The sequence below is a fragment of the Bartonella sp. P12B genome (assembly GCF_055796185.1).
Genome location: NZ_JBTTDI010000001.1, coordinates 333,895 through 346,244 on the forward strand (window position 1 = coordinate 333,895; position 12,350 = coordinate 346,244).

A 12,350-nucleotide genomic window follows, 5' to 3' on the forward strand; every position below is an offset into this window, starting at 1 on the left:
GGAAAAAGCGGCATGAGCGGAAAAAAGAGTACGGTTGTGTCTGCTAAAAGAGGAGGAAAACCTTTTCCACGTCCGGGCCGTATTTTCGCGGGGCCGTTACCAAAATGTTTCGTTTATATTTTTGCTTCTTTCATTTTGCAATGGGCTTATGGTTTAGGAGCAAATATTGTTCAGTCTAACATTATCCATCTCACCGGTGACTTCCATGCAACTCTCATAGAAACCACATGGTTGGTTGCTGCTTATATGGCACCAAATGTTAGTGTTGCGATCATGTTGATCAAAATTCGCTACCAGTTCGGCTTGCGCGCTTTTGCTGAATTATCAATTCTTGGCTTCGTTTTGGTTTGTGTTTTGCAGCTCTTTGTGACAGATTTGCGTTCGGCTCTGATCATTCGCTTTTTTGCTGGTATTGCTGCGGCGCCTTTGGCTTCACTCGCGCTTCTTTATATGATGGAGGCTTTTGCTCCAGCAAAAAAGTTTACTGTTGGTCTTAGTTTGAATTATATGAATGCGACTTTAGCCCTTCCCCTCTCGCGTTTGATTTCACCAGATTTATTGGAACATGGTGGATTTTCTAGTCTTTCAGCGTTGGAAATGGGTTTGGTTCTTATTAGTTTGGGCTGTATTTTTTCGCTTCCACTGACTCCCGTTGTCCGTAGTAAAGTCATTCAGAAGTTAGACTGGGTGAGTTATGGTCTGATTGCCTTTGGTCTTGGTCTCAATGCGGTGGTTATGTCTGTTGGAAAATTGTATTGGTGGTATGAAGCCCCGTGGATTGGTTGGGGGCTTGCGCTTGCTGTGTCTTCTTTAGTGATTGCAATTATCATTGAGCTTAATAGAGAAAAACCATTGATTGATTTACGCTGGCTTTTCAGTAAAGAAATGGTGCAATCTGTTCTCATTTTATTGGTCTTTCATGTTTTTTTATTAGAGCGCTCAACTTTAGCAGCAGAATTTTTTAATCTTTTTGGTTTGCTCAATCGTGAAATGATGCCTATGTATCTCGCCGTTATAGTTGGTGCTCTGTTGGGGGGAGGGATTTGTGTCTTTTTCTTACGTGCTGGGCGTGAGGATTATTTTTATTTGGTCTCTTTGGGATGTTTAGCACTCGGGACTTATTTAGATAGCCATGTGAACCAATTCACACGTCCGCAAGATATGATGTTGAGCCAAGGGTTGATTAGCTTTAGTTATACACTTTTTTTACCTGCTGCTCTTTCTAGGGGATTTGTGATAGCTGGTGGGCGAGGACCGCGTTACGTTTTAAGTTTTATTACACTTTTTTTGCTGACACAGGTGACGGGTGGATTGATGGGGTCGGCTCTTTTTGGGAGTCTACAGTTTTTTTTCGCCCATAAGAATTTTGAATTTTTAACACAAAATATTATTATAACAGATCAAGCTCTTTCAGTTGAAATGAGCGCCTTATTTTCGCCTTCTTATGGCGATTCCTTTGCCAATATTTTAGGAGATAGGCAAGCGGCGGCTCAGCTTATTGAGAAATTTAAATTAGCAGCAAATATTTTTGCTTATGATGATGTTTTTCGGCTTTATTTTTATATTGCAATCGTTGTATTTGTGGTCTTTCTTGTCAAAATATTCGTAAAGTCATGTTCTTTCTATGTATTGATAAAGCAGAACAATATCCGTGAAGAGGGATGCAAAAAATGATAAAAGCATTACGGTCGAGATCGACGCTTATTGCATTCTTCTCAGGTGTTATGGGTATTTTGTTGATTCTATGGGCTTGGAAACTCCCTCCTTTTGTTAGTACGATCCAAGTCACTGATAATGCTTCCATTAAGGGGAATATTACTCTCATTAGTTCACAGATCTCTGGGGTGATTGCGCGGATTTATGTTCAAGATTATCAACGGGTTGAAAAGGGAATGCTGCTTTTTGAACTCGATGATGCTCTCTTTCGCCAACAGTTAGCAAGAGCACAGGCTGTTTTGGATGCAAAAAATGCAAAACTTGAAAGCATTGTTTTTCAGGATAAGCTTTTGCAAGGAGAAATTAATACAGCAGAAGCAGAATTGGCGCGGTCGCGTGCTTTTTCTAATGGTCTTCCTCAAAGCAAAAAGTTAAGTTTTGGCGATGCTGAAAATTCTGTTTCTCGGCCTCTTTCGCAGTTGTTGGCAGCACTTGAGACAAAACGGCAATTACAAAAACAGTTAGATCTGGAACGAAAAAATTTAGAGTCAGAGGTTGCAGAAGCAAAAGTTGGCGTTGAATTAGCGAAGCTCAATTTGGATCATACGAAGATTTTATCCCCTAAAACGGGATCTGTTGGCTTGGTGGGGGCACGGGTGGGACAATATGTTGTACCTGGTAGGCAATTGGTATCGGTCATTTCTGATGATATTTGGGTTATTGCCAATTATAAGGAAACCCAACTTTCTCAAATGCGTGTTGGGCAACCCGTTATTTTTTCTGTTGATGCATTGGACAATAAAAAATTAACAGGGCGTGTGGTCCGTTTTGCACCTGCAACAGGTTCAGAATTTTCACTGTTAAAAACAGATACAACTATTGGCAATTTTATTAAAATTGCGCAACGTATTTCCGTGCGTATTGCTTTAGATCCTGGACAGGATGGGGCTGAAAAACTCATCCCAGGGATGTCTGTCGTCACCTATGTAGATACTTCACAACGCGCTGCTCCTGGAGGTTAAGGTTTTGGGTTTGTTGAGTTTGATTTTTATTCCGTTCGTTTATAGCAAATGGGCATTTACTCTAGAAGATTTCGTTTGGTTTGTTATGATGCATCTCTTTAAGTTTTTCTACGCTCTGTTATAAAATATCATCCCAAAATCTTTAGAGAAAACACATTCACGTCTCTTAAGGGTTCCGTGTCGTTTTTTTCTGATGATAGGTTTCTTTTGCATAGATTTATGTGTTGAAGTGTAAATTTCAATAGAGGCTTTAGAGCAGAGCTTTTCTGGTGAATTGATCAAGGAATCATATAAGCTCTGAGGATCTGGAATCTAAGCAAAAAATCAGCGTGTTATCGGATTGGCAGTGCGCAGGAAACTCCTCCTTTAGAGGGAGGTGATCCTTGAACTTGGATGGTTATGATGTGTCGTCGCGTTTTTTAAGTTGTGCTTTTTAAGCTACAAAGACTCGATTCAAAGTAGGCATGATATAAGACTAGTTGTGTTGTGAATTTTTACGGATCAACCAAAGACTTGTTAAAATCGATCCTGCTATTAATGCAAGGGTTGTTTTTGGGTGCTCTTTAGCTTTTTTCTTCAATTGTGTCGTATACTCATTGAGGTAGCGAAGCGCATGATGCCCTTTTTGTTTCCATGTGTTAAGCATATCGGAAATGATCTCAAAGTTGCTGTTACTGGAATGCCAAGAGCTTGTCGGTGTGCGTTCATTTTTTAATTGTTCAATCTGTTTTTTCATTTTAGCATTTTTGGAATGGGTTGAAAAGAAACACATCTGTTGGCTCCTTCATCTTTTATAGTGTTTTATGACTGTTGAAATTGTGTTTGGAGTTTTTGTATAACGGCTTAAAGATTGAAAGGTTGCATTGATTGCTTTACTTATTGACGTGGGATGAAAGTCAAAAATTGTAGTTCAATGACGGAATTTCTTCATTCTTTTTTAAAATTGTACCTTGGTAAGCCTTGCCATAAATGATGATCAAGAAATGCTAAATTTTGAATTTGAGGGCTTGATGAGCACAGCGTATCCTTTATCGAAACCTCTTGAGCGTCGCCGCTCTGTTGCTGTTGCTGTTGGCAATGTGATGGTTGGTGGCAATAACCCAATTGTTGTTCAGTCGATGACCAATACCGATACTGCTGATGTTGATGCAACCGTTGCACAAGTTGCTGCTCTTTGGCAGGCTGGTTCGCAATTGGTTCGCATCACCGTTGATCGTGATGAAGCTGCTGCTGCTGTGCCAAAAATACGAGAACGATTGGAGAAGCTAGGCTTTTTTGTGCCCTTGGTGGGGGATTTTCATTATATTGGTCATAAGCTTTTATCAGCACATCCTGCTTGTGCTGAGGCTCTGGCAAAATATCGCATTAATCCTGGAAATGTAGGATTTGGGGCAAAAAAGGATCGGCAATTTGCCGAAATTATCGAGATTGCTTGTCGGTATCGTAAATCTATTCGCATTGGTGTGAATTGGGGGTCCCTTGATAATGCGTTGTTGACACGGCTTATGGATGAAAATGCACTGCAAGAAAATCCCTTATCTGTAGCTGAAGTTATGCGGGAAACTGTCGTTCAGTCGGCTTTACTTTCAGCTGCTTTCGCTGAAGAGTTGGGGTTGGGACGTGATAAAATTATTCTTTCTGCTAAAGTGAGTAATGTCCAAGATCTTATCGCTGTCTATTGTATGTTGGCGGGGCGTTGTGATTATGCGCTCCATTTGGGTTTAACAGAAGCAGGAATGGGAACAAAGGGTGTCGTTGCTTCTTCGGTGGCTTTGGGAATTTTATTACAGCAAGGAATAGGGGATACCATCCGTATTTCATTGACTCCTGAACCTGGTGGAGATCGGACAAGAGAAGTGAAGGTGGGACAAGAACTTTTACAAGTGATGGGGTTTCGGCAATTTTTACCTGTTGTTGCTGCTTGTCCTGGTTGTGGTCGTACAACCTCGACAGTGTTTCAGCAATTGGCACAAAAAATTGAAGCCGATTTGTATAAAAATATGCCTATCTGGCGTGAAAAATATCCTGGTGTTGAAAGTTTGAAGGTGGCAGTGATGGGATGTATTGTCAATGGACCAGGGGAATCAAAACATGCTGATATTGGAATCTCTTTGCCTGGGGTTGGGGAAAGTCCGGCAGCGCCTGTTTTTATTGAGGGACAAAAGGTAAAAACTTTGCGCGGCAGTCATATTGCTGAAGAATTTGAATCTCTCTTAAGTGATTATATTCATACCCGCTTTGGGCAGGATTGAGAGAGCGTTGAAGAGATTCTAAAATAGACAAGATATTGATTTATAACGATAATTTATCGTTTTGCATGTTGAATGAGCGTCTCGAATATCCTAAGATTTTCTCATTTCAAATCCTGTTTATGTTGAATCAATCAAAACTATTCCCTTGGACATCACAATTGAGATTAACGTGTGGATAAAAAATAGAGAAGAAAGGAGTAAAAATGCCTCTTATGAATCGTCGCAAGGGCTGTTGCAACATTGGGGGACGGTAAAGAGTATGATGGGGCCGGCTTGTACCTTCATAAGTGTAAGGATGGTGGTGCTCAATGGATTTACCGCTATCCCATTCACGGGCGGTGTCGTGAAATGGGTTTAGGGGCTTTAAGAGATATCTCTTTAAAAAAGCCCGTGAATTGGCAACTCAATGGTGTTTTGTTTTGCATGAGGGGCGTGATTCCATTAAAGAACGTGAAAAACAAAAGCGTGAGGCAATGCGTAATCTCTATTATCTAAAAGATATTGCTCTCGATGCTTTTGAAAGCCGTAAAGCTGAATTCAAACATGATGGTAAAGATGGGAATTGGTTTTTACCTTTAAAATTTCATATTCTCCCTAAATTAGGTTGTTTACCGGTTTCAGAAATCACTCAAACAGATATACGCAATACGCTTGCCTCCATTTGGCATACAAAAGCTGGGACTGCTCGAACGGCATTGATACGCCTTAATCTTTGTTTCAAATATGCTGCTGCATTGGGTTTGGATGTTGATTTACAAGCAACAGAAAAAGCAAAAGCTTTGCTAGGCAAACAACGCCATAAAGTTCCGAATAGACCGGCAATGGATTGGAGAGATATACTGGCTTTTTATAAAACACTTTGCGAAATAATAGCCATACCACAATTGGCTTTGCGGTTGCTTATTCTGACAGGTGTTCGTGCATATCCTTGACGTCATATCCATAAAGATCAGATTCAAGATGATATATGGATCATCCCTGTTGAGAAAAAAACGCTTTTATTTTATATCCTCTTCTGTCTGTATTGTGGTTTGTGAATTTTAATTTTTTCGTGTTGCACTAAAGCGGGCTGCTTGTTCGAGTGGTTTTGCTTTGATGCCAAAAGGGCGGAGAAGTGCTTCTGCTTTCATAATGAGCGCGTCTCGCTTTCTTTGTGTTTCTTCAATGCCATAAAGACGAACAAAAGTGGCTTTATGCGCTGTTTCATCTTTGCCGGCAGTTTTGCCTAAAACCTCGCTGCTCGTTGTTACATCGAGAAGATCATCCGTCAGTTGAAAGGCTAAACCAAGATATGTTCCAAAAGCAGCAAGTTTTTCTGTTAATTCTTTTGAAGCGTTGCCGATGATTGCTCCTGCTTGGCACGCAAAGCTTATAAGGGTAGCTGTTTTCATGTGTTGGAGAGTTGTGATGTTGGTGCTCTCTTGAGTTTTTTTTTCCGCTTCAATGTCAAGCATTTGACCCCCTATCATGCCGCCTAGCCCTGATGCTTGTGCAAGAGCTGTGATCAGCTTTATTCTCGTTTCAAAAGGAAGGGCGGAAATTTTATCGGCAATGATTTCAAAAGCAAGGGTTAAAAGGGCGTTGCCTGCAAGAATCGCTGTTGCTTCATCGAATGCTCTGTGAACAGTCGGTTGTCCGCGTCGGAGTGTGTCGTTATCCATGGCGGGAAGATCATCATGAATGAGTGAGTAACAGTGCACACATTCTAAGGCGCAGGCAACATCAAGTGCGTGTTCGGGAGGGATATCAAAAAGTGCTGCACTTTGCATAACAAGAAAAGGACGCAGGCGCTTTCCACCATTCAAGACGCCATAACGCATCGCTTTGAGAAGAATTTCAGGACGGGCAATTTCACCATTTTGAACGTGATCATTTAACAGTATGCTAAGCCGTTTTTCAAGGGCATGACCATGTTTCGCAAGAAGGGTGGTAAATTCGTGCATTCTTGCTTCCTTTATTTTTTTGCAAAATAAGATAAAAAGAGAAAGGCTATCGTTTTTTCTTATTTGAGGTAATTTGCATAAGATTTTTTTCTAAGAAATCAATTTCTCTGTTGATCTTTTAGACAGACTGTAGGCCGGAATTGTATTAAAGCCAAATGAAAAATGAAATAAAAATCTTATTAAAAGGTTTTCGTGAAGGGTGAAAATGTCGTTTCTGGTAAGAGTATTGCTATTTTTGACGTTGCCTCTTCTTTCTGATCAGTGTATAAGGGCAGAAAATATCGAATTTATGATTTTTGATACAGGCTCTGTTATTTTGACATTGCCTCTTCTTTTTAGTGGATTTGGAGTGTCTCTTTATGGCTGTACCTAAACGAAAAACCTCTCCCTCGAAGCGGGGTATGCGCCGTTCGGCTGATGCCTTGAAGGCGCAAACTTATATCGAGGATAAAAATTCTGGTGAATTGCGTCGCCCTCATCATATTGATTTGAAGACCGGGATGTATCGCGGACGTTCAGTTTTGCCTGCGAAAGATTGAAATCCTCCTCTCTCTTAAGGGATAGGGTTTATTTGATGCACAGGTGGTTTCTGTGCACGGGTGGTTGCTTCTCAGTTATCTTCTTCAATGGGGATAAGTGAAAAGCAAAGCTTCCTGTTGTACGGTGGATGTTCTTGTAGCTCTTTTTTCTTAAGGGGTCATGGTAATCATTCCGTATGCACTTTGTTAAACTCCATGAACTTTGTTGAAATTCCTTGTCTTGAGGACCGTAGGAGTTCTTTCCCCCTTATGGTGTTAATAAAGCTGAGGTTCTTTGCCATCTGAAAGATGACCGGAAGATTCTCATGCAATAGGGTGTGTGTTTTAGGAGAGCGGTGAAAGAATTCTCTATCGCTCTTGAGAAAATAAGATTGGTGAGGAAACTCGTTTTCTCAATCACGAAAGTGCTTTTAGAGTGACAAAAGCAAGATGAGAAGTGCAATCTTGTTAAGAAATGGTGGATAGAAAGAGATAATACACCAATTGCGCCAATCTCTATTAGAGGGTAGCGCTTGGCCAAGTCGAAAATGTTCTTGTCGCACTGAATTTTTTTTAGGACAAAAATAAAATCAGCAGAATGCTGATTTTACTTTTTTTACTTTATTTTCAAGATTAATTATGCAGCGTAAACAGCCTCATCATTTGCGTTTACTTTATCTTCCTCAGTTTTAAATCCGCGCTTTGGCTTGCTCGAGAGATGCATCTCTATAAGATTGATAGCTTCTGTTTCAGAAAGATTGTTAATAACAGCAATTTCACGGGCCATTCTTTCAAGGGCAACAGTATAGAGTTGACGTTCAGAATAAGATTGCTCGGGTTGTAGGTTTGAACGAAAAAGATCACGCACCACTTCAGCAATACAAATAAGATCTCCCGAATTGATTTTAGCATCATACTCTTGAGCACGGCGCGACCACATGGTCCGCTTAACCCGTGCTTTTCCATAGAGAACTTTTAAGGCGCGTTCAACAGAATCACCCGCTGATAATTTGCGCATTCCAACGGAAAGAGCTTTTGCAATGGGAACTTTGACATCCATTTTATCTTTCGCAAAATGAATAACAAAAAGTTTTAATTTATGTCCTGCAACTTCTTGATCTTCAATCGCTATAATTTGCCCTACGCCATGGGTAGGGTAAACGATATATTCAGAGGTTGCAAATCCTTTAGCATTAGAGGGTGTTCCGTGTTGGGATGCCATATTTTAATTTACTCCCTTTATAACCAACAAATGTATCGGAAAACAGGCTATAAACCTGAATGCTGAAGTTCTTAACCAAGTATATTACAATAATTAAGTGAACATAAAAGCCGCGTACTTTTAAATTCAACAAAAGCACATTGCTTTACAACAAATAAAGCAATAAAAATACTCAGAAAGATGAACATGTTAAAATAACATTAACATCAAAATTCAAAAGAATCAATCATTTCACTTGAGAATTTTTATTTTTGTAAAAGAATAGTTTCGACTCTTTAAAGGGGAATGAAAGAGTATTGTTATTCTTCACCATTTCCTGGTTTTTCTGAAAAATACTTTTCTAATTTATTTGGAACGCCATCCATTTCTTTTGCTTGTGGAAGAGGATCTTTCCTAGTGGTTAAATTAGGCCATTTGTTCGCATAATGAAGATTAAGCTCTAACCACTTTTCTAACCCCGGTTCCGTATCAGGTTTAATGGCTTCCGCTGGACATTCTGGCTCGCAGACACCACAATCGATACATTCATCAGGGTGAATAACAAGCATATTCTCACCTTCATAAAAACAATCTACAGGGCACACTTCAACGCAATCCGTATATTTACAATGAATACAGTTGTCGGTTACTACATAAGCCACGATCGAGCTCCAATTTATTTTAATGATCTTTGGAAGAAAGTGTCTGGGTGTTTTTGTTATTTGTGAGTTGATCGCGTAGCGCTGCTAATTTTGCAAAAGGTGAATCAGAATGAGAGCGTTTTTCTTTTTGAAAGGGTTTACGCTTCATATGTTTAGTGTGAGGGATATTAGATTTGTGAGAATGTCTCTTGGGTGAGATGGCTTCTTGAGAGCTTTTTTCATCTGTGCTTGCCCTTGTTTTAAAAGATTTTTTCGGTTTATTTGACCACCTGTTTCCGGATTTTTCACGATTTTTATGTGTATGATGGTGAGATTTAGGTTGATAACGCCAGAGTAAAACCACTTTCTCTTCTGCTGTACTTGGTTTTTGCTTGGCAAAATCACCAACAGGTTCAGCAGCCGGTAAGGAATTTATCGCATTGGTGTGTGTTTCAAGACAACAAGACAAAGTGCTTTTTGCTTCCTCTCTTGTTGCTAAGGTTTTCATAATTTGCCATTGATCACCAACACATTCTGCCGCTGGAACAGCTGGTGTTGTGGGATATGCATGAGAAGAAGCTTGATCTGCAAGGCAATGTTGTTCAAGATCAGTCTTGCTCATGGGATGAGATTGATAGCCAAGTCCTTTAAGAATTTCTTCCATATCGGTTCCATTGGCTCCAAGAATAGACATCATGGTTGATGTGACAAAAAAACTTTTGCCATCATAGGCTCCATCAGGTTTAGGTTCAGTTCCTTGTCTCCAATGGAGAGCAGGGCGGATGAGGTTGGCAAGTCGTTCTAAAATATCAATGCGTACTGCTCGTTGTCCTAGGATTCGATAACCAGCTAATTGATAAAATTTGCGGTTATAGGTGGGGTCAACAATCAAAGAAGTGCGTCCAGCTGAGAGTGCGGCACAAATTTCATCCATGCCTGTTTGGTTTTGTCCCTCATTTTGAAGAATCCATAATAGCGTAAGGGCTTGGACTGGAGCGGGCTTAATCATTGCTGCAACGTAAATATGAAAAGCGCCAAAACGCACACCGAGTTGCCGCAACACAGTACGCGATTCTTGATCAAGGCTTTTGACAATGGTAGCAACTTCTCGTCGTGGTAATCTTCCTAAGGCATTGACAAGTTGTGAAGCAAGGTCGCGTGTTGAATCCGTCAAGCTCTCAGCATTGCGTAAATCAAACAGGGGTTTTAAAGCCGTTTCAAAATGAAAAGTAACAAAACGCTCCAATCGTTTTGTCACGTTATCCCGCGCTTCTCCTGTTAATTGCGTATCTGCCAAAACAATCAGTTTGGGTTTAAAAAAATCTTCCGTTGTAACAAGTTGCCCTACAGGTTGGCCTATCCAGCGTACAATTCCATCAGAATTAAGGCTAAAATCTCCATTAGAACCAGCACAAAGGCGTGCTGCTCGTTTGGAAAAGGCAAGAATCAAATCGTCATTATTGAGAGCGTTTTGCGCTTCAGTGGTTGAATCGCACTCCTTTTTGTTGGCATAAAAACGTAACCCTTCAAACGTACCATTGCCATGTTTTTCAAGGAAAATATCATTTCGTTGAATAATCTTGCTCTCCATAACCATTTTCTTTCTTAGTATTCCACTGGTAAAAAGCTTATTCTCGACAATCTCATCATTGTCCTGATCCTTTAACATGTTTGTCGCGTTTGCTTCAATCATTCTTGTCATTTTTTGATGCTTTAATTTTAAGTGGTTCTTTTTTATTCATTCTGCAGGTTTATCATATATTTATTACACTTATTGGTTGTGTTGTGAAGTTAGAAAAATAAAATAAATTTTTCATGAAAAAGAAATAAGTCAAAGTTTAAACAAAAGAGGATTGATCCTACGCAACCATTTTCTTTTTTCTGTTCTGGTCATGATGAGGGGAAAATAAGATTTTTTACACAATTTTTGTCGGTAAATAAGGATGTATCCTATCGCCATTTTGTTGGTAAATTGCTGGCTTTTTATGGGAAGTTTTACCATGACAAGAAAAAAACAATTGCGATTATAAAAATACACGCTAAAGTAGCAGCCATACAAAAAACAACTTTTGAGTTCTTTTTTGCGAAAGAACGATGGTGTCGTTGCCAAATCAATTTTGATAATTTTAATCGCAAGGGGTTATTATGGGTCATCTTTCAAATGCTGTGTATAAAAGCAGCAAAAATTATAGCGATGCAGACAAAAGCTTGGGACGTAATATGATGCGTTCTGCTATGCAAGCGCCTTATCTTGAACGACAAAAAGAGCATGATTTGGCTCTGCGATGGAAAGATAAACACGATGATGAAGCTATGCATCAAATTGCAGCGGCTCATATGCGTTTGGTGATTGCAATTGCTAACCGGTTTAAACATTTCAAAATGCCGTTAGGGGATCTGGTGCAAGAGGGATATGTTGGGCTTTTGGAAGCTGCCGCTCGTTTCGAGCCTGATCGGGAAGTGCGTTTTTCAACTTATGCAACATGGTGGATACGCGCTTCTATTCAAGATTATATCTTGCGAAATTGGTCTATTGTTCGAGGGGGAACCAGTTCTTCGCAAAAGGCGCTTTTCTTTAATCTTCGACGTTTGCGTGCGAAATTGGTGCAGGATGATAGTGCTCTTTCAAAACAAGATATCTTTCGCACAATCGCTGAAAAACTCGGTGTTTCAGTGCGCGATGTTGAAACAATGGATTTTCGTTTTTCTAGTTCTGATAATTCCTTGAGTGTTTCTGTTTCTGAAAACAGTGATAATCCTGTTGCTAAAATGGATGCTCTTGTCGATGATAGTCCGCTTCCCGATGCTCTCATTGAACAGGTGATTGATGGCCAACGGCGGACACAATGGCTCTACGATGCATTGCAAATTCTCAATGAAAGGGAGCTTGAGATTATTCGTTTTCGTCGCCTTAATGAAGAGGGGGCGACATTGGAAGTTTTGGGCGAAAAGTTGGGAATCTCGAAAGAGCGGGTGCGCCAGATTGAGGCGCGGGCTTTGCAAAAATTACGCTCTGCTTTGCTTACAGCGAATTCAGCAGATGCTTATGAAGTGTAAAAATTTGACGGTTTTTTCGAGAGAGTTTTGATGAGCAGTGAGACATTACGGGAAAAGGAG

At 40.1% G+C, this 12,350-nt stretch carries 10 protein-coding genes and 1 pseudogene; 6 read left to right on the forward strand and 5 right to left on the reverse strand.

The genetic code is table 11. The features are described 5' to 3' along the window. Nucleotides 1-12: 12 nt before the first annotated feature. Both AC0QT1_RS01400 and AC0QT1_RS01405 read left to right on the forward strand, forming a co-directional pair. Nucleotides 13-1,674 carry an MFS transporter gene (locus tag AC0QT1_RS01400; RefSeq protein ID WP_473199758.1) on the forward strand — a complete coding sequence of 554 codons (1,662 nt, stop codon included), beginning with the start codon at nt 13-15 and terminating at the stop codon, nt 1,672-1,674. Next, entirely contained in the window at nt 1,671-2,678 is a 1,008-nt protein-coding gene (locus tag AC0QT1_RS01405; protein WP_473199757.1) for an HlyD family secretion protein, read from the forward strand. Before AC0QT1_RS01400 ends, AC0QT1_RS01405 begins: the two co-directional genes overlap by 4 nt. A gap of 475 nt (nt 2,679-3,153) precedes the next feature. Here the strand turns inward: AC0QT1_RS01405 and AC0QT1_RS01410 are convergent, their stop codons facing one another. After that, nucleotides 3,154-3,450, reverse strand: coding sequence for a hypothetical protein (locus tag AC0QT1_RS01410; RefSeq protein WP_473199756.1), 297 nt, complete (start codon nt 3,448-3,450; stop codon nt 3,154-3,156). A gap of 238 nt (nt 3,451-3,688) precedes the next feature. Between AC0QT1_RS01410 and ispG the strand changes: the two genes are divergently transcribed. Both ispG and AC0QT1_RS01420 read left to right on the forward strand, forming a co-directional pair. Then, the gene (ispG, locus tag AC0QT1_RS01415; protein ID WP_473199755.1) at nt 3,689-4,930 is read left to right on the forward strand and encodes a flavodoxin-dependent (E)-4-hydroxy-3-methylbut-2-enyl-diphosphate synthase; all 1,242 of its coding nucleotides are present in this window, start codon (nt 3,689-3,691) and stop codon (nt 4,928-4,930) included. 203 nt (nt 4,931-5,133) lie between these two features. Further along, nucleotides 5,134-5,859: pseudogene (locus AC0QT1_RS01420) on the forward strand (tyrosine-type recombinase/integrase); the annotation flags it as partial. Nucleotides 5,860-5,970: 111 nt separating this feature from the next. Here the strand turns inward: AC0QT1_RS01420 and AC0QT1_RS01425 are convergent. Further along, nucleotides 5,971-6,873: a polyprenyl synthetase family protein gene (locus AC0QT1_RS01425; protein ID WP_473201486.1), complete on the reverse strand. Its 903-nt coding sequence runs from the start codon at nt 6,871-6,873 to the stop codon at nt 5,971-5,973. Nucleotides 6,874-7,232: 359 nt separating this feature from the next. Here AC0QT1_RS01425 and rpmF point away from each other — a divergent pair, with 359 nt between their 5' ends. Next, nucleotides 7,233-7,412 carry a 50S ribosomal protein L32 gene (gene rpmF, locus AC0QT1_RS01430; RefSeq protein WP_473199753.1) on the forward strand — a complete coding sequence of 60 codons (180 nt, stop codon included), beginning with the start codon at nt 7,233-7,235 and terminating at the stop codon, nt 7,410-7,412. Between the two features lie 616 nt (nt 7,413-8,028). Here the strand turns inward: rpmF and AC0QT1_RS01435 are convergent. The 3 genes from AC0QT1_RS01435 to AC0QT1_RS01445 all read right to left on the reverse strand — a co-directional run bounded on the left by AC0QT1_RS01435 (nt 8,029) and on the right by AC0QT1_RS01445 (nt 10,824). After that, entirely contained in the window at nt 8,029-8,613 is a 585-nt protein-coding gene (locus tag AC0QT1_RS01435) for a CarD family transcriptional regulator (protein WP_473199752.1), read from the reverse strand. A 299-nt stretch (nt 8,614-8,912) separates the two neighbouring features. Next, nucleotides 8,913-9,254, reverse strand: coding sequence for a ferredoxin FdxA (gene fdxA, locus AC0QT1_RS01440; protein ID WP_473199751.1), 342 nt, complete (start codon nt 9,252-9,254; stop codon nt 8,913-8,915). Between the two features lie 19 nt (nt 9,255-9,273). Beyond that, nucleotides 9,274-10,824 carry a hypothetical protein gene (locus AC0QT1_RS01445; RefSeq protein WP_473201514.1) on the reverse strand — a complete coding sequence of 517 codons (1,551 nt, stop codon included), beginning with the start codon at nt 10,822-10,824 and terminating at the stop codon, nt 9,274-9,276. A 554-nt stretch (nt 10,825-11,378) separates the two neighbouring features. On the opposite strand from AC0QT1_RS01445, the gene AC0QT1_RS01450 reads away from it, so the two are divergent. Next, nucleotides 11,379-12,290, forward strand: a complete 912-nt coding sequence (locus tag AC0QT1_RS01450; protein ID WP_473199750.1) for an RNA polymerase factor sigma-32 — start codon at nt 11,379-11,381, stop codon at nt 12,288-12,290. The last annotated feature ends 60 nt before the right edge of the window (nt 12,291-12,350 follow it).

Coding starts and splice junctions, on each gene's coding strand:
- AC0QT1_RS01400 (WP_473199758.1), top strand. CDS start 13: ATGAGCGGAAAAAAGAGTACGGTTGTGTCTGCTAAAAGAGGAGGAAAA.
- AC0QT1_RS01405 (WP_473199757.1), top strand. CDS start 1,671: ATGATAAAAGCATTACGGTCGAGATCGACGCTTATTGCATTCTTCTCA.
- AC0QT1_RS01410 (WP_473199756.1), bottom strand. CDS start 3,450: ATGTGTTTCTTTTCAACCCATTCCAAAAATGCTAAAATGAAAAAACAG.
- ispG (WP_473199755.1), top strand. CDS start 3,689: ATGAGCACAGCGTATCCTTTATCGAAACCTCTTGAGCGTCGCCGCTCT.
- AC0QT1_RS01425 (WP_473201486.1), bottom strand. CDS start 6,873: ATGCACGAATTTACCACCCTTCTTGCGAAACATGGTCATGCCCTTGAA.
- rpmF (WP_473199753.1), top strand. CDS start 7,233: ATGGCTGTACCTAAACGAAAAACCTCTCCCTCGAAGCGGGGTATGCGC.
- AC0QT1_RS01435 (WP_473199752.1), bottom strand. CDS start 8,613: ATGGCATCCCAACACGGAACACCCTCTAATGCTAAAGGATTTGCAACC.
- AC0QT1_RS01445 (WP_473201514.1), bottom strand. CDS start 10,824: ATGGAGAGCAAGATTATTCAACGAAATGATATTTTCCTTGAAAAACAT.
- AC0QT1_RS01450 (WP_473199750.1), top strand. CDS start 11,379: ATGGGTCATCTTTCAAATGCTGTGTATAAAAGCAGCAAAAATTATAGC.